Origin of the sequence: Streptomyces sp. cg40 (assembly GCF_050320165.1) — a bacterium.
Taxonomy (GTDB): domain Bacteria; phylum Actinomycetota; class Actinomycetes; order Streptomycetales; family Streptomycetaceae; genus Streptomyces; species Streptomyces hokutonensis.
Genome location: NZ_CP190128.1, coordinates 7,772,755 through 7,792,911, shown reverse-complemented (window position 1 = coordinate 7,792,911; position 20,157 = coordinate 7,772,755). Strand labels below are relative to the sequence as shown.

Genomic DNA, 20,157 nt, shown 5'->3' with positions numbered 1-20,157 from the left:
CATCCGTACGCTCACAGGAACCCTTTAAGGGTCCCTTACCGGAGCGCATGACACACTCACTCCGCTATGGACATATCCGGGATCCAGCTCAGGGCCGTACGCGCGGCGCTGTTCACGGCACTGGTCGTGACGCTCAGCACCGCGTCGCACGTGCTGCTGTCCCGGGTTCCCCTTCCGTTCGGCACGGTGGCCGCGATCGCGGCCACCGTGTTCGTCCTCGCGTACGCGCTGGCGGGCCGCGAGCGCGGCTTCGGCCGGATCGCCGCCCTGCTGATCCCGCTCGAACTGGCCGCCGACACGGTCTTCACCACCGGCCAGCACGCCTGCTACGGCAGGGCGGGCGGCCCGGTCGCCGGACCGCTGCGCGCGGTCGGCCTGGACGTACTGTGCAGCGGCGGCAGCGTGGGCACCCCGCTGGCCCGGATGACCGACAACCCCCAGCAGGCGGCGGCGCTGCTCGCGCACACCGACGCCACCGCCGCCTGGCTGCTGCTCGGCGCGCACATCGGCATCGGGCTGCTGGCCGCCGCGTATCTGCGCCGCGGCGAGCGCGCGCTGACCGAACTGCTGCGCGCGGCGACGGCGGTGGGCTTCCGGCCGCTGCTGCTCGCCGTGACCGCGATGACGGGCCGGCGCACCCTGCTGGTCGGCCGGCTGCCGCGCACCACGCACCGCGGCGCCGGCGCCCGTGAGCGGCTGCTGGTGCACTCCCTGGGACGGCGTGGACCGCCGTGCTCGCTCCTTCTCGCGGTCTGAACGACACCGCACGCACCGAGCACCACGAGCACCCCTGTGTAGTCCCCCCATACGTATTCCGCGCACACCCTGTGCGCGTCCCTGATGGAGATCACCACCATGAGCAAGCGGAACAGCGCGGCGGCGAAGACGGCGGCCCGTGAGCGGCTGCGCGCCGAGCGCGAGCGCGAGGCCAAGCGCGCGAAGGTCAGGCGGCAGCTGATAGTCGCCGGTTCGGTCGTCGGCGTCCTCGCGATAGCCGGCGGCATCGGCTACGCGGTCGTGCAGGGCAACAAGCCCGGCTACTGGGAGGCGGCGAAGGACGACAAGCTCGTCAAGCCGGCCAACACCACCGGCACCAACGGCACGACCGTCGTCCTCGGCAAGAGCACCGCCAAGAAGACCCTCGTCATGTACGAGGACCCGCGCTGCCCGATCTGCGCCCAGTTCGAGCAGACCGTCGGCTCGACCGTGAAGAGCGACTGGGACGCCGGCAAGTTCAAGATCCAGTACGTCGGCGCCACGTTCATCGACAACAAGGACAACGGCGAGGGCTCCAAGAACGCGCTGAGCGCCATGGGCGCCGCGCTGAACGTCAGCCCCGAGGCGTTCCTGGAGTACAAGACCGCGCTCTACTCGACGAAGTACCACCCGGACGAGACGACCGACAAGTTCAAGGACGACTCGTACCTGATCAAGGTCGCGAACACGGTCCCCGCCCTGAAGAACAACGCGGCCTTCCAGAAGGCCGTGAAGGACGGCACCTACGACAAGTGGGCGCTGGACATGTCCGCCACCTTCGACAAGAGCGGGGTCACCGGCACCCCGACCCTGAAGATGGACGGCAAGACGCTGACCGGTTCGGACGGCACGAACGCGCCGATGACGGTGGCCGACTTCAACACGGCGATCACGGCGGCCCTCAAGGCCTGAGCCGGCCGGCACCCCTTTACGAGACGCGCGGTACAACAGCGGGCGAACTTTTACGAGTTCGCCCGCTGTTGTTAATACCGGTCAGTAACCTGTTCGCTCGTGACCAGTCGATACAGAGCAACCGAGGGCGCCAACTCGCCCTTCCCGCGCCGCCGTACGGTCGTCAAGGCCGCTGCCGCCACCGCCGTGCTGGCCGGCCCGCTCGTCGCCGCGCTGCCCGCGGGGGCCGCGACCGAGGCGCCCGCCTTCCTGCACGGGGTCGCCTCCGGGGACCCGCTCCCGGACGGCGTCCTGCTGTGGACCCGGGTGACGCCCACGAGCGAGGCGGTCCCCGGTTCTGGGCTCGGCCCGGACACCGAGGTGAGCTGGACCGTCGCCACCGACAAGGCGTTCACGAACATCGTCTCCAGGGGCTCGCTCACCGCGACCGCCGCCTCCGACCACACCGTCAAGGCCGACATCCGCGGCCTGGCCCCGGCCACCGACTACTTCTTCCGCTTCTCGGCCGGCGGCACCGACTCCCCGGCGGCGCGCACCCGCACCGCGCCGGCGACCGACGCCAACGTGACCGGCCTCCGCTTCGGCGTCGTCACCTGCGCCAACTGGGAGGCGGGCTATTTCTCGTCGTACCGCCATCTCGCGGCCAGGAACGACCTCGACGCCTGGCTGCACCTGGGCGACTACATCTACGAGTACAAGTCCGGCGAGTACGCGGCGCGCGGCACGGTCGTCCGGCCGCACGCGCCGCTGAACGAGATCATCACGCTCGCCGACTACCGCACCCGGCACGGCAGGTACAAGACCGACCCCGACCTCCAGGCACTGCACCTGAAGGCGCCGGTCATCGCGATCTGGGACGACCACGAGTTCGCGGACAACGCCTGGTCGGGCGGCGCGGTCAACCACACCGAGGGCGCCGAGGGCACCTGGACGGCGCGCCAAGCAGCCGCGAAACAGGCGTACTTCGAGTGGATGCCGGTCCGCCCGGCCATCGCGGGCACCACCTACCGCCGCCTGCGCTTCGGCAAACTGGCCGACCTCTCCCTCCTCGACCTGCGCTCCTTCCGTTCGCAGCAGGCGAGTTCGGGCAGCGGTGCGGTCGACGACCCGGACCGTACGATCACGGGCCGCGCCCAACTCGACTGGTTGAAGGCCGGGTTGAAGGCGTCGGACACCAAGTGGCGGCTGGTCGGCAACTCGGTGATGATCGCGCCGTTCGTCATCGGCTCGCTCACGGCCGACCTGCTCAAACCGCTCGCCAAGCTGCTGGACCTGCCGCAGGACGGCATCGGCGTCAACACCGACCAGTGGGACGGCTACACCGACGACCGCCGTGAACTCCTCGCCCATCTGCGCTCGAACGCGATCGGCAACACGGTCTTCCTCACCGGCGACATCCACATGTCGTGGGCCAACGACGTACCGGTGGACGCCGGCACCTACCCGCTCTCGGCGTCCGCGGCGACGGAGTTCGTGATCACCTCGGTGACCTCCGACAACCTCGACGACATAGTGAAGGTGCCCGAGGGCACGGTCTCCGCGCTCGCCGCCCCGCTCATCCAGCTCGCCAACCGGCACGTCCACTGGGTCGACACGGACCGCCACGGCTACGGCGTCCTCGACATCACAGCCGACCGCGCGCAGATGGACTACTACGTCCTGTCCGACCGCACCTCGGCCACCGCGACCTCGTCCTGGGAGCGGTCGTACCGCACGCGCAGCGGCACACAGAAGGTCGAGCGGACGTACGACCCGGTCTAGGTCTTTTCAGAGGGTCTCCAGGAAGCCGGAGGCCACCCGCCAGGTGGCCTCGGCGGCCTCCTCGTCGTAGTCCGGGAGGCCGGGGTCGGTGTACAGGTGACCGGCTCCGGCGTACCGGTAGATCTCCACATCCGCACCCGCTCTGCCCATCTGGAGATACCAGGAGCTGAGCCAGTCGTCGGTCTCGAACTGGTCCGGCTCGGCGACATGCAGCTGGACCGGGAGGTCGTCGACGGAAGCGTTGACCGCGATGTCCGAGGTGCCGTGCAGAAGCAGCAGCCCGCGGGCCTTCTCGTCGCCGAGGGCGAGGGTCTGGGCGACGGAGGCGCCGAGCGAGAACCCGGCGTAGACGAGCCCGCGCTCCGAGTAGGGAGCGGCGGCCAGCACGGCCCGCTTCAGCAGCTCGTCCTTGCCGATCCCGTCGTTGAAGGCCATGCCCTCCTCGACCGTCTCGAACGTATGCCCCTCGAAGAGGTCCGGCGTCCACACCTCGTGGCCCGCGGCGCGCAGCCTGTCGGCGGCCTCGCGGACCGCCGGCCGGAGTCCGTACGTCGAGTGGAAGAGCATGATGTTCATGAAGCCATCGTGCCAGTACGGTCGGACACATGGAGAACGTGCTGCGCCCGCTGATCGTCATCGGCGGTTCCGTGGTCCTCACGCTGCTCATCGGCTGGATCACCGACCTGCTGCTGCGCAAGGCGGACGCCCGCCACGACGACACCACCCTGTGGGGCCTGCTGCGCCGAGGCCGCGTCCCCTACCAACTACTGCTCTGCGCGGCCTTCCTCAGAGGCTCCTACGACCAGGCGCAGCTCCTTGAGGAACACCGGATCGGCATCGGCCAGACCCTGACCCTGGTGCTGATCGGCGCCACGGCCTGGCTGATGATCAGGGTCGCGGCGGCGGTCGTGGAGTCGTCGTACGCGCGCTACGCCCGCGCCTCCCGCGACGCGGCCCGGGTCCGCCGGGTGCGGACCCAGGTGACGCTGATCACGCGGGTGGTGGCCGCGATCGTGGGTGTGGTGGCGGTGGCCGCGATGCTGCTCACCTTCCCCGCGATGCGCGCGGCCGGCGCCTCGCTGCTGGCCTCGGCGGGCGTCCTCGGCATCGTCGCCGGTGTCGCCGCGCAGTCCACGCTCGCCAACCTCTTCGCCGGGCTCCAGATCGCCTTCGGCGACATGGTCCGCATCGGCGACACCGTCGTCGTGGACGGCGAGTGGGGCACGATCGAGGAGATCACCCTGACCTTCCTCACGGTACGGACCTGGGACGAACGCCGGATCACCATGCCGGTGTCGTACTTCACGTCCAAGCCGTTCGAGAACTGGTCGCGCGGCACCCCGCAGATGACCGGCATCGTCTACTTCCAGGTCGACCACTCGGCCCCCGTCGACGCGATGCGCGAACAGCTCCGCGAGATCCTCCGCGCCTGCCCCGCCTGGGACGGCCGCAAGTACGGCCTGGTCGTCACCGACACCACCCCCAACACCATGGAGGTACGCGCCCTGGTCACGGCCAAGGACGCCGACGACATCTGGACGGTACGGGTCACGGTCCGCGAACAGATGATCCGCTGGCTGTACGCGGAACACCCGTACGCCCTCCCCCGCGTCAACACGGCGGACGCGGCACCGGTACCGGGCGAGGACACGTCACCCAACGGCGGGGCGGGGCGGGCGGCTCATGAGCCGCCGGGGGCCGGGCGCGGGTGACGGATCGGGGGCTGGTCGCGCGGTTTCTGCTCAAGCCGGCTTCGGCGGCGACGCCCGGTCTTTTAGGGGCGCGGGGAACTGCGCGCCCAGCCGAGACGGCGCCGCGGCCAACCAACTACCTGTCCGGCACTCCCCTCAACGCCCCCGCTCAGCCCCACCGTTGACCTGAATCACCTGCGAGGTGACATGCCCCGCCGCCGGCGAGGCGAGCCAGTGCAGCGTCCCGGCGACATCCCCGGGCGTACCGGCCCGCCCGGTCGACGTGTCGCGGATCATCCGCTCGCGCCGGGCCTCCGCGATCTCCGGCCCGAAGAACTCCGTGTCCTCGATGTACCCGGGCGCGACCACGTTCACGGTGATGCCGCGCGGCCCGAGATCCCGGGCCAGATCATGGGCGTACGGGTGCAACGCGGCCTTGGCCGCGCCGTACGCCCCACTCCCCGACCCCCGGTACGCGGCGATGGAACTGACGAACAGCACCCGCCCGCCCGGCTCCGCGAGCCGCGCCTTCAGGGCCTCGGTCAGCAGCGCGGCGCTCAGGGTGTTGATGCGGAAGTTGACGGTCCAGTCGTGCGCGACGGCGTCCAGCGCGTCGCCGCTGCCGCTCCCGGGTTCCAACGTCCCGTTGCCACCCGCGCTGTGCACCAGCACATCCACCGTGCCGAACTCCTCGGCGACGAACCGCGCGACCCCGCGCACCACTTCGGGCTCACTCAGATCCCCGGCATACGTCAGCGCCCCGGGCACCCCGGCCTTCTCCAGCACCTCACGCCGCCGCCCGAGCAGCAACACCCGATCCCCACCGGCCACGAAGGCATGCGCCGCGGCGAGCCCAATTCCCGTACCACCACCACTGATTACGACGTTACGAGCCATGAACACGAGCGTACAAAGGAAACCGGGTGGCCCTCTCGCGCGTTTACACGACTGCCATGTCGGTACAAGGGACTCAGCGCAGGCTGCGCACGTCAAGATGCCGAAGCACCCGGTCCACGATCTCCGGATCCGCCCCCGGCTCGCTCCGCGCCGCCAGCACCTCGTGCCGCGCCGCGCTCATCATCTCCGACTGGATCCGCCGCATCCGTTTCACCCGCTGCACCCGCTTCTCGTACGCCTCCCGCCGCTCCCCGTCCCCCACCTCGGGAGAGATCCGCACCCCGATGTCGAACGCCCGCCGCAGCAGTTGCTCGGACACCTCCTCCGGCAACTCCTCCACGTCCTCGATCTCCCGCAGCCGCCGCTTCGCGGCCTTCGCCGCCCGCACCGCGAGCTCCTTCTCGAAGGCCTTCTCGCTGTCGGCATCGGCCCGCACCCCGAGCCGCTTCACCAGCCACGGCAACGTGAGCCCCTGCAACACCAGCGTCGCCATGATCACGCCGAACGCGATGAACACGATCTCGTCCCGGTCGGGGAACGCCGACCCGTCGTCCATGGTCAGCGGAATCGCCAGCGCCAGCGCGACCGACGCCACCCCGCGCATCCCCGACCACCACATGATCACGGTCTCCCGCCAGGACGTCGGGATCTCCTCGTCGTAGTCCCGCTTGGCGTGCAGCCGTTTGGTCAGCCAGGTCGCCGGCAGCAGCCACGCCAGCCGTACGACCACGACGACGCCGACGATCGCGGCGGCCCAGCCGAGCATCTCGCCCCACCGCCCGGACGCCGTACGGATCGCGTTGTGCAGCTCCAGCCCGATGAGCCCGAACGCGACCCCTGTGACCAGTGTGTCCACCACGTCCCACACGGTCGCCCCGGCGAGCCGGGTCAGCACGTCGTCGGCGCCGAGCGAGTACTCGGCGAGGAACAGCGCGGTGGTGAGTACGGCGAGCACACCGGAGCCGTGCAGTTCGTCGGCGAGGACGTACGAGGCGTACGGCACCAGGAGGGTCAGCCCGATCTGCAGGGTGGCGTCGTCCAGGACCGACATCAGTTTGTTCGCGGCCCAGCCCAGGGCCAGTCCGATCGCCACGGCGACGACGGCGGACAGCACGAAGTCGAGCCCCGCGCGCCAGGGGTTGAACGATCCGCTCACGGCCGCGGCGATCGCCACGTGGTACAGCACGATGGCCGTGACGTCGTTGAAGAGGCCCTCGCCCTCCAGGATCGACACCAGCCGCCGCGGCAGCCCGAGTTGGCCCGCGACGGCGGTCGCGGCGACCGGGTCGGGCGGCGCCACCAGCGCGCCGAGCGCCACGGCGGCGGCGATCGGCAGCCCGGGCACGATCGCGCTCGCGACGAAGGCCACGGCGAGGGTGGTGACGAAGACGAGCGCGACGGCGAGCAGGAAGATGGGCCGGATGTTGGCGGTGAACTGCCGCCAGGAGGTGCGCCGTACGGCCGCGTACAGCAGCGGTGGCAGCAGCAGGGGCAGGATCAGCTCGGGCGGGACGTTCACGTTCGGCACGAAGTCGGCCACCGCGAGGGCCATCCCGAGGAGCGTCATGAGCACCGGCGCCGGCAGACCGAACCGGTCCCCCAGCGGGACGCTCACCACGGCCCCGAGCAACAGGACGAAAAGCAGGGCCAATTGATCCACGGTCAGGGCTCCGGCGGGATCTCGACGTTCACACAGCGGACGCCCCAGCCTGCCACGCCACCCGCCGGACCAGCCTTTTCGACGCCCTACGGCTGGTGAAGTGAGCGCCGCATCGCCCGGTGCGGTATCCCGGCGTCCGGGAACTCCGGGCCGTACGCCTCGTAGCCGAGCCGTTCGTAGAACCCCAGCGCGTGCGTCTGGGCGTGCAGGTCGACCGCGGCCAGCCCACGCGCGCGTGCCGCGTCCTCGATGGCCCGCACCAGCGCGACCCCGACCCCGAGCCCCCGCGCCTCCTTGGTGACGGCCAGCCGCCCCAGGGAGCCCACGGTGAGATCCCCGTCGGTCTTCGCGGCAGCCGCCTCGCCGTACAGCAGCCGCCCGGTGCCCAGCGGCAGCCCGTCCTCACGCACGGCGAGCACATGCGTCGCCACGGCGTCGTACTCGTCGTACTCAAGCTCCTGGGGCACGCCCTGCTCGACGACGAAGACCTCCTTGCGCACCGCGGAACAGGCCTCACGGTCGGCCGGGTCCTCGGCGACGCGCACCGCGTAGGACGTCCGACTCATGCGTACGTCTCCTCGCGCACCAGGTCCAGGGCCTGCTGGAGGTCGTCCGGGTACTCGCTCGCGAACTCCACCCACTGGCCGTCGGCCGGGTGCTCGAAGCCGAGCCGGACGGCGTGCAGCCACTGGCGGGTCAGACGCAGCCGCTTGGCGAGCGTCGGGTCGGCGCCGTACGTCAGGTCGCCCACGCACGGGTGCCGGTGGGCTGCCATGTGCACGCGGATCTGGTGGGTGCGGCCGGTCTCCAGCTTCACATCGAGCAGGGAGGCCGCGCGGAACGCCTCGATGAGGTCGTAGTGCGTGACCGACGGCTTGCCCTCGGCGGTGACCGCCCACTTGTAGTCGTGGTTCGGGTGGCGGCCGATGGGGGCGTCGATGGTGCCGCTCGTCGGATCCGGGTGGCCCTGGACCAGCGTGTGGTAGCGCTTGTCGACCGTGCGCTCCTTGAACTGGCGCTTCAGCGAGGTGTACGCCCGCTCCGACTTGGCGACCACCATCAGGCCGGAGGTGCCGACGTCGAGGCGGTGCACGATGCCCTGGCGCTCGGCGGCACCGGAGGTGGAGATGCGGTACCCGGCGGCGGCCAGGCCGCCGATGACGGTCGTACCGGTCCAGCCGGGGCTGGGGTGGGCGGCGACGCCGACCGGCTTGACGATCACGATCACGTCGTCGTCGTCGTAGACGATCTCCATGCCCTCGACCGGCTCGGCGACGATCTGCACGGGCGCGGGCGCCTGCGGCATCTCGACCTCCAGCCAGGCCCCGCCGTGCACGCGCTCGGACTTCCCGACCACCGAGCCGTCGACCGTGACCTTCCCCGCCGAGGCCAGCTCGGCGGCCTTCGTACGGGAGAAGCCGAACATGCGGGAGATGGCGGCGTCGACACGCTCGCCCTCCAGGCCGTCGGGCACGGGCAGGTTTCGGATCTCGGGAACTGTGCTCACCCGGTCGAGTATGCCGGACGGGTCCGACACCGCCTTACGCGAGCCGGTGCGGTCAGTCCTTGTGGACGGTGCCGTCGGGGTCCAGACCCCGGAACGACAGCAGCACGATCAGGATGCCGCCGCACACGATCGCCGAGTCGGCGAGGTTGAAGACGGCGAAGCCCTTGGGCGCGATGAAGTCGACGACCTCGCCCTGGAAGATGCCGGGCGAGCGGAAGATCCGGTCCGTGAGGTTGCCGAGCGCGCCGCCCAGCAGCAGCCCGAGCGCGATCGCCCAGGGCAGGCTGTAGAGCTTGCGGGCCAGCCGGGCGATCACCACGATCACGGCGGCGGCGATCATCGTGAAGATGACCGTGAAGGCCGCGCCGAACCCGAAGGCGGCCCCGGGGTTGCGGATCGCGTGGAACTCCAGCCAGTCCCCGAAGACCTCGATCGGCGCGTGGTGCTCCAGCTTGGCCACCACGAGCAGCTTGCTCACCAGGTCGAGGGTGTACGCGAACGCGGCCACCACGAACAGCACGGCGATCCGGCGCTTGCCCCTGGGGCGCGCGGTCTCACCCCGCTCCGGCTCGGCCCCCGCCGCCTCTGGGGTATCCGGCGTACCGATGATGCGCTCCGCCTCTGCCACGTGAGTCCCTCGAACCTAGGTACCTGACTGAGGAAGAGGGTACGGCACACCTCTCGGCACCCTCTGTACCGGCGTTCAGTACCGGCGCCTGGTCCTGGCACTCAGTACCGGCGTTCCTGCTTCTGCTTGCACTCGACGCACAGGGTGGCCCGCGGGAAGGCCTGCATGCGCGCCTTGCCGATCGGGTTCCCGCAGTTCTCGCAGAGGCCGTAGGTGCCGGCGTCCAGCTTCCCGAGGGCGCGCTCGGTCTGGATGAGCATCTCGCGCGCGTTGGCGGCGAGCGCCATCTCGCTCTCGCGCGTGATGTTCTTGGTGCCGGTGTCGGCCTGGTCGTCGCCTGCGCCGTCCCCGGAGTCCCGCATCAGACCGGCCAGGGCCCGCTCGGTGGACGTGATCTCCTCGCTCAGCCGCTCGGCGTCGGCCTGCAGCTCGGTGCGGGCCTCCTCGACCTCCTGCGGCGTCCAGGGGTCCTCGCCCGGGCGGACCGCAAGCTCGCCCGGCCCCGCCGCCGCAGCGAGCCGCGCCTTCGGAACCGGTGTCTTCGCCGCCGTGGCCGTGCCAGGAGTCTTCTTCGCAACCACCGTCGTGGCTCCCGTCTGCTCCGCGGCCCGCGCCGCGCCCGCCGTTGCCTTCTTGGCCGCACTCTTCGTGCGCTTCGCGCTGTTCGTCGTCCTGGCGGTCGCCGTCGACCTGGTGGTCGGCTTCACGGCCGGCTTCTTCGTAGTGGTCGACTTCGCGGTCGACTTCGCGGCCGTCCTCGTGGCGGTCCCCTTCGGGGAGTCGTCCAGAGCGACGGCCGCCTTCGGGGCTGCCGTCTTCTTCACGGCCGCTTTCTTCACAGCCGTCTTCTTCGCGTCGGCGGCCGTCGCCTTCGCGGCCGTTCTCTTCACCGTCGTCTTCTTCGAACCGGTCACCTTCTCGGAACCGGTCGCTCTTCCCGAGCCGGTCGCTTTCTCCGAGCCGGTCGTCGCCCTCGAACCGGTCGTCTTCTTCGCACCGGTCGTCCTCTTCACACCGGTCGCCTTCTCCGAAGAAGCCGCCTTCGTAGCGACCGCCTTCTTCGCCGCGGTCTTCTTCGTTGCGGTCTTCTTCGCCACCATGGCCGCGGCCCCTTCACATTTTGTGATCACGCACGCGAATCGTGCTGGGACGATAAATCGACTTGAGTCCCGCGGCAACGGGGCACGCCGCCCGATTCGTCCACCCTTCCGGCCCCGCGCGGCAAGCCTTCAAGCGTTGTGCCCAGCTCCCCGCCGGGTAATCCGCCGAGCCCGGCGGCCCGAAAACCGAACGCGCGTTCAGCGCCATTCGAGTCAGACGGGAGGCCGGGAAGCTCCCGCGCGAAACACCCGCCGAGGCCCCCGCAAAACCGGTCGGCCGCTGTCGGCGCGGGCCCGTACACTGGGCGGAGCGAGAAGCGTGGATGGGGACGAGTAGCGGCGTACGCAGCCCAGAGCGACCCGGGGACGGTGGAAGCCCGGGGGCGAGCGCGACGTGAAGATCACCCCGGAGCCGCCGGAAGAAAGCCGCAGCCGACCGGCCGCGGCGAGTAGACCCGGTATCGCGACCCCAATGAGGGGGCTCATTGGTGCGCAGGGTGCACCGGGGAGCCAAGGAGGGTGGTACCGCGGGAGCGCGCCGCACACGGCGTACGGAAATTCGTAGCTCTCGTCCCTCCGGACGGAAGGCAGAAAGTCCGCCGGAGGAAGCTCGCTGATGACAACGCCGACGTACCGCCAGGTGCCCGCCCAGGTCGACCTGCCCGCGCTGGAGCACGCCGTGCTCGACTTCTGGCGCGAGCAGAAGATCTTCGCCAAGACCCTGGACCAGTCCGAGGGTCGCCCCGAGTGGGTGTTCTACGAGGGCCCGCCCACGGCCAACGGCATGCCGGGCGCCCACCACATCGAGGCACGCGTCTTCAAGGACGTCTTCCCCCGCTTCCGGACCATGCGCGGCTACCACGTGGGCCGCAAGGCCGGCTGGGACTGCCACGGCCTCCCGGTGGAGCTCGCGGTCGAGAAGGAGCTCGGCTTCACCGACAAGCAGGACATCGAGGCGTACGGCATCGCCGAGTTCAACGACAAGTGCCGCGAGTCCGTGACCCGGCACACCGACGCCTTCACCGAGCTGACGACCCGCATGGGGTACTGGGTCGACCTGGACGACGCGTACCGGACCATGGACCCCGAGTACATCGAGTCGGTCTGGTGGTCGCTCAAGGAGATCTTCAACAAGGGCCTGCTGGTCCAGGACTACCGCGTCGCCCCCTGGTGCCCGCGCGACCAGACCGGTCTCTCGGACCACGAGCTGGCGCAGGGCTACGAGACCGTCGTCGACCCCTCCGTGTACGTCCGTTTCCCGCTCACCTCCGGTCCGCTGGCCGGTCGTGCCGCGCTCCTGGTGTGGACGACGACGCCCTGGACGCTGGTGTCCAACACCGCCGTCGCCGCCCATCCCGAGGTCACCTACGTCGTGGCGACGAACGGCGAGGAGCAGCTCGTCGTCGCCGAGCCGCTGCTCGCCAAGGCCCTCGGCGAGGGCTGGGAGACCACCGGCGAGACCTTCACCGGCGCCGAGATGGAGCGCTGGACGTATCAACGTCCGTTCGAGCTCGTGGAGTTCCCGGAGCCGGCCCACTACGTGGTGAACGCGGAGTACGTGACGACCGAGGACGGCACGGGTCTGGTCCACCAGTCCCCCGCCTTCGGCGAGGACGACCTCAAGGTCTGCCGCGCGTACGGCCTGCCGGTCGTGAACCCGGTCCGCCCCAACGGCACCTTCGCCGAGGACGTCCCGCTGGTGGGCGGTGTCTTCTTCAAGAAGGCCGACGAAAAGCTCACCGAGGACCTCAAGGACCGCGGCCTGCTCTTCAAGCACGTGCCGTACGAGCACAGTTACCCGCACTGCTGGCGCTGCCACACCGCGCTCCTGTACTACGCGCAGCCCTCCTGGTACATCCGCACCACGGCCGTCAAGGACCGTCTCCTCCAGGAGAACGAGAACACCAACTGGTTCCCGGACACCGTCAAGCACGGCCGGTACGGCGACTGGCTGAACAACAACATCGACTGGGCGCTGTCCCGCAGCCGCTACTGGGGCACCCCGCTGCCGATCTGGCGCTGCGCGGACGACCACCTCACCGTCGTCGGCTCCCGCGCCGAGCTGACCGAGCTGACCGGCACCGACCAGTCGAACCTCGACCCGCACCGCCCGTTCATCGACGCGGTCACCTTCGCCTGCCCCCAGTGCGGCGAGAGCGCCACGCGCGTGCCGGAGGTCATCGACGCCTGGTACGACTCGGGTTCGATGCCGTTCGCGCAGTGGGGCTACCCGTACAAGAACAAGGAGATGTTCGAGTCCCGCTACCCGGCGCAGTTCATCTCCGAGGCGATCGACCAGACCCGCGGCTGGTTCTACACGCTGATGGCGATCGGCACCCTGGTCTTCGACAAGTCGTCGTACGAGAACGTGGTGTGCCTCGGCCACATCCTCGCCGAGGACGGCCGCAAGATGTCCAAGCACCTGGGCAACATCCTGCAGCCGATCCCGCTGATGGACCAGCACGGCGCGGACGCGGTGCGCTGGTTCATGGCGGCGGGCGGTTCCCCGTGGGCGGCCCGCCGGGTGGGCCACGGCACCATCCAGGAGGTCGTCCGCAAGACGCTCCTGACGTACTGGAACACGGTCGCCTTCCAGGCCCTGTACGCGCGCACGTCCGACTGGGCGCCGAGCGCGGCGGACCCGGCGCCGGCCGACCGCCCGGTCCTGGACCGCTGGCTGCTGTCCGAACTCCACGCGCTCACCGACCAGGTGACGCAGGCTCTGGAGGCGTACGACACCCAGCGCGCAGGCAAGCTCCTCTCGGCGTTCGTCGACGACCTCTCCAACTGGTACGTCCGCCGCTCCCGTCGCCGCTTCTGGCAGGGCGACAAGGCCGCGCTGCGCACGCTGCACGAGGTCGTCGAGACGGTCACCAAGCTGATGGCCCCGCTCACCCCGTTCATCACCGAGCGGGTCTGGCAGGACCTGATCGTCCCGGTGACCCCGGGCGCCCCGGAGTCCGTCCACCTGTCCTCGTGGCCGGAGGCGGACCTGTCCGTCATCGACCCGGAGCTGTCCAAGCAGATGGTGCTCGTACGGCGCCTGGTGGAGCTGGGACGGGCCACGCGCGCGGAGTCGGGCGTCAAGACGCGTCAGCCGCTGTCCCGCGCGCTGATCGCGGCGACGGGCTTCGCCGCCCTGGACCGCGAACTGCACGCGCAGATCACGGAGGAGCTGAACGTCGAGGGGCTCGCCTCGCTGAGCGAGGTCGGCGGCTCGCTGGTCGACACCACGGCGAAGGCCAACTTCCGCGCCCTGGGCAAGCGGTTCGGCAAGCGCGTCCAGGACGTGGCCAAGGCCGTGGCGAACGCCGACGCGGCCGCCCTGTCCCTCGCCCTGCGCGAGGGCACGGCGACCGTCGAGGTGGACGGCGAGACCATCACGCTGGCTCCGGATGAGGTGATCATCACAGAGACCCCGCGCGAGGGCTGGTCCGTGGCCTCCGACTCGGGTGCGACGGTCGCCCTCGACCTGGAGATCACCGAGGAGCTGCGGCAGGCGGGCCTGGCCCGTGACGCGATCCGGCTGATCCAGGAGGCCCGCAAGAACAGCGGCCTGGACGTGGCCGACCGGATCGCGCTGCGCTGGACCTCGACCGACCCGGAGGTCATCTCGGCGCTGGCCGAGCACGCGGGGCTGATCGCCGACGAGGTGCTGGCGACGGACTTCGCCCAGGGCGAGGCGGACGACAGTTACGGCGACCCGTTCACGGACGAGGGGCTGTCGCTGGTGTTCCGCCTGCGTAAGGCGTAGACACCGCTGGTGTGAGCAAGGGCCCGGTCTCCGTGGAGGAGGCTGGGCCCTTCTCGTTGCCCCGGTTCGGGCCGGAAGCCGTGCGCCCACGCGGCGGAGCCGCACATCGATACAGCCCCCGCGCCCCTGAAAGCAAAAGGGCGGGGCCCCCGGAAGATCCCGGGGGCCCCGCCCTTTGAACGCTGCCGACGCCTGAGGCGTACTACAGGCCGGTCAGTTGTCGTCCTCGTCGATCAGGAAACCGCGCATCGGCGAGGGTGCCTGGCCCATCGGGGACGGGCCCTGCGGGCGGACCGGAGCCATCGGCTGGGTCATCGCCGGGGACATCTGCTGCTGGCCGCCGTAGGACGGACCGGCCGGAGCCGGGCCTCCCATGCCACCCATGCCCTGCGGGCCGCCGTACGACGGGGCGCTCGCGCCTGCCGGGGCCATCGAGGGCGCCGGGGACGGCGGAAGCGACGCGGCGGCCGGAGCGCGCGGCGGAGCCAGCGAGTCGTCGGCCTGGGTCTCCAACTGGCGCAGCTGGGACTCCAGGTAGGACTTCAGGCGCGTGCGGTACTCGCGCTCGAAGCCGCGCAGGTCCTCGACCTTGCGCTCCAGCGTGGCGCGGGCGGACTCCAGGGAGCCCATCGCGACGCGGTGCTTCTCCTGCGCGTCCCGCTCCAGGGCGTCGGCCTTGGCTCGGGCGTCGCGCTCAAGACCCTCGGCGCGCGAACGGGCCTCGCCGACGATCTTGTTGGCCTCGGAACGGGCCTCGGCGATCGCCTGGTCGGCGGTCTGCTGGGCCAGCGAGAGGACACGGGCGGCGCTGTCGCCACCGGGGCCCTGCTGCGGCATGCCGCCGCCCATCGGTCCGCCCATGCCCATCTGCTGCTGCATGGGGGGCTGGCCCATCTGACCCTGCATCGGGCCCTGGCCCATCTGCTGCATCTGGCCCTGCATGGGCCCCTGGCCCATCTGACCCTGCATCGGACCCTGGCCCATGGGGCCCTGTCCCATCGGACCCTGACCCTGCGGGCCACCCTGGCCGCCGGGGCCGGGCGGGAGCTGCGGGGCGCCGCTCGGCAGCTGGGGCGGGCCGCCCATGGGGCCGCCCATCTGCTGCGGCGGGCCCGATATGCCGGCGGGCACCGGGGCGCCCGGACCGCGCATGCCCTGCTGCGGCATGCCTTGCGGGGGCATGCCCTGCTGGGGCATCCCCTGTTGCTGCATGCCGCCCTGCTGCTGGTCCTGTTCGGGGGGCTTGCGCATGTTCTGCTGGTTCTGGGCAGCGGCACGCGTGGCCGCGGCCAGTTTGGCGCGCAGGTCCTCGTTCTCGCGGAGCAAGCGCGTCAGTTCGGCTTCGACCTCGTCGAGGAAGGCATCAACCTCGTCCTCGTCATAGCCTTCTCGGAGGCGGACGGTCGTGAACTGCTTGTTCCGCACGTCCTCGGGGGTCAACGGCATCTCTTCACCTCAACGTAGTCATCGGCAGTCGGCAAGACCGTATCGTCCACTGTCACCCCGCGAGATTGCCCACGATAGAGATCAAGATGTAGACGATGATCATCAGGACGAAGAAGGACAGGTCGAGCGCCACGCCCCCGAGACGCAACGGCGGAATGAACCGCCGTAGAAGCTTCAACGGTGGATCGGTGACAGTGTAGGCGGCCTCAAGAACGACCACCATCGCCTTGCCGGGTTGCCATGAGCGGGCGAACTGGAAGACGTAGTCCATGACCAACCGGAAGATGAGCACGATGAGGAACACCATCAGCGCGATGTAGATCACCTGCGCGAACACGCTCATGGTCTGTCTTTCCCTCTCCCCTGTTCCGTGCTTCCTAGCGGCTGTCTGTCTCAGCTCTGATTGAAGAACCCGCCCTCTGCGATGCGGGCCTTGTCCTCCGCCGTGACATCGACGTTAGCAGGCGACAACAGGAACACCTTCTGCGTCACCCGCTCGATGCTGCCGTGAAGACCAAACACCAAACCGGCCGCAAAGTCGACAAGTCGCTTCGCGTCTGTGTCATCCATCTCAGTCAGATTCATGATCACCGGGGTGCCTTCACGGAAGTGTTCCCCGATGGTACGGGCCTCGTTGTAGGTCCGGGGGTGAAGTGTGGTGATCCGGTAAGGCTCTCGTTCCGACACGACCTTGGGCATGATCACCGGTGCGTTCTTCTCCAGGGACTGGCGTTCTTGTGTGATGGATGCCACGGGCGCGATGCGCGCCGGACGCCCTGATTCCGCACCCAGTGAAGCGGAATGGGACACCGGATCGCGAGGGGCCGGAGGCTGCACCACTCGTACCGGTTCGTCCCTTTGGGACTGATGTGAACTGTGCGCCTGGTGCGACGGCTCGTGCCGTCGACGGTCCCGCTCGGGCTCCGGGTCCAGTTCGGGTTCGAAGTCGTCATCGGGGTCGAAACCCCGGCCGTCGTACCCATCGTCCTCCACGAGGCCGAGGTAGACCGCCATCTTGCGCATCGCGCCGGCCATTCTCTGAGTCCTCCGCTCTGTGGTGGATCGGCTGACGACTGCCAAGTGCCCGCGATCCACGAGGTCGTTGTGCCCGCCTTCGGCGGCAATGACCATATTTTCTGCTGTGGTCCGACTTCCTGGCGACGTTACCCGAGCCTGGGGCGCACGCCGAGTACCGCAGTGCCGACGCGTACATGTGTCGCTCCGGCTGCCACGGCCTGTTCGAGGTCCGCACTCATCCCTGCCGACACCATGTTCGCAGCCGGATGGGCTCGGCGCAGGTCAGTCGACAAATCCATCAACCGCCCGAACGCCTCCTGTTGGCGTCCCGCGTACTCCCCGGTGAGCGGGGCGACGGTCATCAGCCCGTCGAGCCGCAGCCCCGGCGAGGCGGCCACCAGGTCGGCCAACTCCCCTACGCCGCCGGGCCCCACGCCACCGCGCTCGCCCCGCCCGCTCACTCCCGCGTCGAGCGCGACCTGGATGAGACAGCCCAGTTCGCGCCCGGACCGCTCGGCCTCCTTCGACAGCGCGGTCACGAGCCGGGCCCGGTCGACCGACTGCACGACATCGGCGTAACCGACCACCGATCGCACCTTGTTGGTCTGCAACTGACCGACGAAGTGCCAACTCAGCGGCAGATCCGCGCATTCGGCCGCCTTCGGGGCGGCGTCCTGGTCCCGGTTCTCGGCGACATGGCGCACACCGAGTTCGGCCAGCGTCCGTACGTCGCTCGCCGGATAGGTCTTGGTGACCACGACCAGGGTCACTTCTTCGCGCTTCCGCCCGACCGCCGTACAGGCGGCGGTGATGCGCTCCTCGACTTTCGCCAGATTCGCGGCGAGTTCGTCCCTACGGTCCGTCATGCACCATCAGTCCAGCCACACATAGCTCGCGAGCCGCCCGGTGACGCGGTCGCGGCGGTACGAGAAGTGGTCGCCCGATTCACGGGTGCACACCGGCGACCGCTCCCGGTCGCGCACCCCGAGCCGGTCGAGCTGCGCGTGCGCTCCGGCGGTCACGTCGACCGCGGGAGTGCCCCAGCTCGTCTCGGCGTACGCCGCGGGTTCCACGGCGGCGACATCGGCGCGCATGTCCGCGGGTACTTCGTAGCACCGGCCGCAGACGGCGGGTCCGGTGCGGGCGACGATCCGGGCGGGATCGGCGCCGAGTTCCGTCATGGCCCGTACGACGGCGGGTACGACCCCCGCCACCATGCCCGGGCGTCCGGCGTGGGCCGCGCCCGCGATCCCGGCGACCGGGTCAGCGAGCAGGACCGGGGTGCAGTCGGCGGTCAGGACCGCGAGGGCGAGTCCGCGCCGGGCGGTGACGAGCGCGTCGACGGACGGGATGCCGTCGGCGCCCCAGGGCCCGTCGACGACCGCCACGTCCGCGCCGTGCACCTGGTTCATCCAGACCACCAGGGCCGGGTCCAAGCCCAGTGATTTGGCGGCCAGTTCGCGATTGGTACGGACCGCGTCGGGGTCGTCACCGACCGCGCCGCCGAGGTTGAGCTCCTCGTACGGAACGGCGCTCACCCCGCCCCACCTGTCGGTGAAGGCGAAATGCGCGCCGCTCACGGTGTCGGACTGTCCTATCACTTCAGGAAGTCCGGTACGTCCAGCTCCTCGGCGGCACTGTCCGAGTAGGTCCGCGACGGCGGGACCGGCGGGGCCACCGGGAGGTCGGCGACCGGCTCCTGCGCGGGCTCCGGCTCCTCCTTGGGCTTGACACTGCCGAGCGAGCCGAAGGACGGACGGCTCTCGTTCTGCCGTACCGGAGTCGGCTCGTCGCGGCGGGCCGAGGACGAACCCATGGTCGTCTCGCGGCGGGTCGGCGGCTGGCCGCCGTCGAAGCCGGCCGCGATCACGGTGACCCGGACCTCGTCGCCGAGGGCGTCGTCGATGACCGCGCCGAAGATGATGTTGGCCTCGGGGTGGGCGGCCTCGCTGACCAGCTGGGCCGCTTCGTTGATCTCGAACAGGCCGAGGTCGGAGCCGCCGGAGATGGAGAGCAGGACGCCTCGGGCGCCGTCGATGGAGGCTTCGAGCAGCGGCGAGGAGATCGCCATCTCGGCCGCCGCCACCGCGCGGTCGTCGCCGCGGGCCGAGCCGATGCCCATGAGGGCCGAACCGGCCTCGGACATCACGGACTTGACGTCGGCGAAGTCGAGGTTGATCAGGCCGGGCGTGGTGATCAGGTCGGTGATGCCCTGGACGCCGGAGAGCAGGACCTGGTCCGCCGACTTGAAGGCGTCGAGGACCGAGACCTGGCGGTCCGAGATGGACAGCAGCCGGTCGTTCGGGATGACGATGAGGGTGTCGACCTCTTCGCGGAGTTCCGCGATGCCGTCCTCGGCCTGGTTGGCCCGGCGCCGTCCTTCGAAGGTGAAGGGGCGGGTGACCACGCCGATGGTGAGGGCGCCCAGCGAGCGGGCGATGTTGGCCACGACGGGGGCGCCGCCGGTGCCGGTGCCGCCGCCCTCGCCTGCCGTCACGAAGACCATGTCGGCCCCCTTGAGGACCTCCTCGATCTCCTCGCGGTGATCCTCGGCGGCCTTGCGGCCGACGGCCGGGTTGGCGCCGGCGCCGAGTCCGCGGGTGAGTTCGCGGCCGACGTCGAGTTTGACGTCGGCGTCGCTCATCAACAGCGCCTGCGCGTCGGTGTTGATGGCGATGAACTCGACGCCCTTGAGGCCGACCTCGATCATCCGGTTGATGGCATTGACACCACCGCCGCCGACACCGATGACCTTGATGACTGCGAGGTAGTTCTGCGGTGCTGCCACGTCGAAGGCCTCTCGCCTCGAATTACGTTGCCGTCGCCGCGCGGTTGCCCGCACCCCGACGACAGATGCCGAATGGGACGGTCCGTAGTGCCGACCCGAACCCTAACGTTGAAGTTTAGGGTTACCAGTGTGTCTGTTCCTTGAAGTCTTCTGAACAGGACACTAAGTCGACAAGTGGCGCACGTTCAACGAACACGCCGAACCTCCCGTTTTTCTTTTCACCCTATGTGATCAGCCGTA

Annotated in this window: 18 protein-coding genes; 5 read left to right on the top strand and 13 right to left on the bottom strand. The window is 69.9% G+C overall.

Translation table 11 applies throughout. The annotated features are described in order from the left end of the window. Positions 1-66 precede the first annotated feature (66 nt). The 3 genes from ACQHII_RS35090 to ACQHII_RS35080 all read left to right on the top strand — a co-directional run bounded on the left by ACQHII_RS35090 (position 67) and on the right by ACQHII_RS35080 (position 3,429). A complete protein-coding gene (locus tag ACQHII_RS35090; RefSeq protein WP_427923034.1) occupies positions 67-756 on the top strand; it encodes a hypothetical protein in 690 nt (229 codons plus the stop codon). A gap of 99 nt (positions 757-855) precedes the next feature. Further along, a complete protein-coding gene (locus tag ACQHII_RS35085) occupies positions 856-1,668 on the top strand; it encodes a thioredoxin domain-containing protein (protein WP_427923033.1) in 813 nt (270 codons plus the stop codon). Positions 1,669-1,767: 99 nt separating this feature from the next. Next, positions 1,768-3,429, top strand: coding sequence for an alkaline phosphatase D family protein (locus ACQHII_RS35080; RefSeq protein ID WP_427923032.1), 1,662 nt, complete (start codon positions 1,768-1,770; stop codon positions 3,427-3,429). Between the two features lie 6 nt (positions 3,430-3,435). On the opposite strand, the gene ACQHII_RS35075 is transcribed toward ACQHII_RS35080, so the two are convergent. Continuing rightward, a complete protein-coding gene (locus ACQHII_RS35075; RefSeq protein WP_427923031.1) occupies positions 3,436-4,005 on the bottom strand; it encodes a dienelactone hydrolase family protein in 570 nt (189 codons plus the stop codon). A gap of 29 nt (positions 4,006-4,034) precedes the next feature. Here ACQHII_RS35075 and ACQHII_RS35070 point away from each other — a divergent pair, with 29 nt between their 5' ends. Then, a complete protein-coding gene (locus ACQHII_RS35070) occupies positions 4,035-5,141 on the top strand; it encodes a mechanosensitive ion channel family protein (protein ID WP_427923030.1) in 1,107 nt (368 codons plus the stop codon). Positions 5,142-5,276: 135 nt separating this feature from the next. On the opposite strand, the gene ACQHII_RS35065 is transcribed toward ACQHII_RS35070, so the two are convergent. From ACQHII_RS35065 to ACQHII_RS35040, 6 genes are all read right to left on the bottom strand, one after another. Beyond that, complete coding sequence (locus tag ACQHII_RS35065; RefSeq protein WP_427923029.1) at positions 5,277-6,017, bottom strand: SDR family NAD(P)-dependent oxidoreductase; 741 nt, start codon at positions 6,015-6,017, stop codon at positions 5,277-5,279. Positions 6,018-6,090: 73 nt separating this feature from the next. After that, complete coding sequence (locus ACQHII_RS35060; RefSeq protein ID WP_427923028.1) at positions 6,091-7,677, bottom strand: Na+/H+ antiporter; 1,587 nt, start codon at positions 7,675-7,677, stop codon at positions 6,091-6,093. Positions 7,678-7,763: 86 nt separating this feature from the next. Next, positions 7,764-8,243, bottom strand: coding sequence for a GNAT family N-acetyltransferase (locus tag ACQHII_RS35055; protein WP_427923027.1), 480 nt, complete (start codon positions 8,241-8,243; stop codon positions 7,764-7,766). Next, complete coding sequence (locus tag ACQHII_RS35050; RefSeq protein WP_427923026.1) at positions 8,240-9,184, bottom strand: RluA family pseudouridine synthase; 945 nt, start codon at positions 9,182-9,184, stop codon at positions 8,240-8,242. Before ACQHII_RS35050 ends, ACQHII_RS35055 begins: the two co-directional genes overlap by 4 nt. Before the next feature lie 52 nt (positions 9,185-9,236). After that, complete coding sequence (lspA, locus tag ACQHII_RS35045) at positions 9,237-9,812, bottom strand: signal peptidase II (RefSeq protein ID WP_427923025.1); 576 nt, start codon at positions 9,810-9,812, stop codon at positions 9,237-9,239. A gap of 101 nt (positions 9,813-9,913) precedes the next feature. After that, positions 9,914-10,912, bottom strand: coding sequence for a TraR/DksA family transcriptional regulator (locus ACQHII_RS35040; protein ID WP_427923024.1), 999 nt, complete (start codon positions 10,910-10,912; stop codon positions 9,914-9,916). Positions 10,913-11,528: 616 nt separating this feature from the next. Between ACQHII_RS35040 and ileS the strand changes: the two genes are divergently transcribed. Further along, on the top strand, positions 11,529-14,666 hold the full coding sequence (ileS, locus tag ACQHII_RS35035) for an isoleucine--tRNA ligase (protein ID WP_427923023.1): 3,138 nt from the start codon (positions 11,529-11,531) through the stop codon (positions 14,664-14,666). Positions 14,667-14,879: 213 nt separating this feature from the next. Here ileS and ACQHII_RS35030 read toward each other — a convergent pair whose 3' ends face one another. The 6 genes from ACQHII_RS35030 to ftsZ all read right to left on the bottom strand — a co-directional run bounded on the left by ACQHII_RS35030 (position 14,880) and on the right by ftsZ (position 19,917). Beyond that, entirely contained in the window at positions 14,880-16,112 is a 1,233-nt protein-coding gene (locus ACQHII_RS35030) for a DivIVA domain-containing protein (protein ID WP_427923022.1), read from the bottom strand. A gap of 52 nt (positions 16,113-16,164) precedes the next feature. After that, positions 16,165-16,455, bottom strand: coding sequence for a YggT family protein (locus ACQHII_RS35025; protein ID WP_019067748.1), 291 nt, complete (start codon positions 16,453-16,455; stop codon positions 16,165-16,167). A gap of 50 nt (positions 16,456-16,505) precedes the next feature. Then, positions 16,506-17,147: a cell division protein SepF gene (locus ACQHII_RS35020; protein ID WP_026178397.1), complete on the bottom strand. Its 642-nt coding sequence runs from the start codon at positions 17,145-17,147 to the stop codon at positions 16,506-16,508. A gap of 128 nt (positions 17,148-17,275) precedes the next feature. After that, positions 17,276-17,995, bottom strand: coding sequence for a YggS family pyridoxal phosphate-dependent enzyme (locus tag ACQHII_RS35015; RefSeq protein WP_427923021.1), 720 nt, complete (start codon positions 17,993-17,995; stop codon positions 17,276-17,278). Positions 17,996-18,001: 6 nt separating this feature from the next. Continuing rightward, entirely contained in the window at positions 18,002-18,730 is a 729-nt protein-coding gene (gene pgeF / locus ACQHII_RS35010; protein WP_427923020.1) for a peptidoglycan editing factor PgeF, read from the bottom strand. Next, on the bottom strand, positions 18,727-19,917 hold the full coding sequence (gene ftsZ, locus ACQHII_RS35005; protein ID WP_427923019.1) for a cell division protein FtsZ: 1,191 nt from the start codon (positions 19,915-19,917) through the stop codon (positions 18,727-18,729). The genes pgeF and ftsZ overlap by 4 nt, the downstream gene beginning before the upstream one ends. Positions 19,918-20,157: the final 240 nt, after the last annotated feature.

Coding starts and splice junctions, on each gene's coding strand:
- ACQHII_RS35090 (WP_427923034.1), top strand. CDS start 67: ATGGACATATCCGGGATCCAGCTCAGGGCCGTACGCGCGGCGCTGTTC.
- ACQHII_RS35085 (WP_427923033.1), top strand. CDS start 856: ATGAGCAAGCGGAACAGCGCGGCGGCGAAGACGGCGGCCCGTGAGCGG.
- ACQHII_RS35075 (WP_427923031.1), bottom strand. CDS start 4,005: ATGAACATCATGCTCTTCCACTCGACGTACGGACTCCGGCCGGCGGTC.
- ACQHII_RS35070 (WP_427923030.1), top strand. CDS start 4,035: ATGGAGAACGTGCTGCGCCCGCTGATCGTCATCGGCGGTTCCGTGGTC.
- ACQHII_RS35065 (WP_427923029.1), bottom strand. CDS start 6,017: ATGGCTCGTAACGTCGTAATCAGTGGTGGTGGTACGGGAATTGGGCTC.
- ACQHII_RS35055 (WP_427923027.1), bottom strand. CDS start 8,243: ATGAGTCGGACGTCCTACGCGGTGCGCGTCGCCGAGGACCCGGCCGAC.
- ACQHII_RS35040 (WP_427923024.1), bottom strand. CDS start 10,912: ATGGTGGCGAAGAAGACCGCAACGAAGAAGACCGCGGCGAAGAAGGCG.
- ileS (WP_427923023.1), top strand. CDS start 11,529: ATGACAACGCCGACGTACCGCCAGGTGCCCGCCCAGGTCGACCTGCCC.
- ACQHII_RS35030 (WP_427923022.1), bottom strand. CDS start 16,112: ATGCCGTTGACCCCCGAGGACGTGCGGAACAAGCAGTTCACGACCGTC.
- ACQHII_RS35025 (WP_019067748.1), bottom strand. CDS start 16,455: ATGAGCGTGTTCGCGCAGGTGATCTACATCGCGCTGATGGTGTTCCTC.
- ACQHII_RS35020 (WP_026178397.1), bottom strand. CDS start 17,147: ATGGCCGGCGCGATGCGCAAGATGGCGGTCTACCTCGGCCTCGTGGAG.
- ACQHII_RS35015 (WP_427923021.1), bottom strand. CDS start 17,995: ATGACGGACCGTAGGGACGAACTCGCCGCGAATCTGGCGAAAGTCGAG.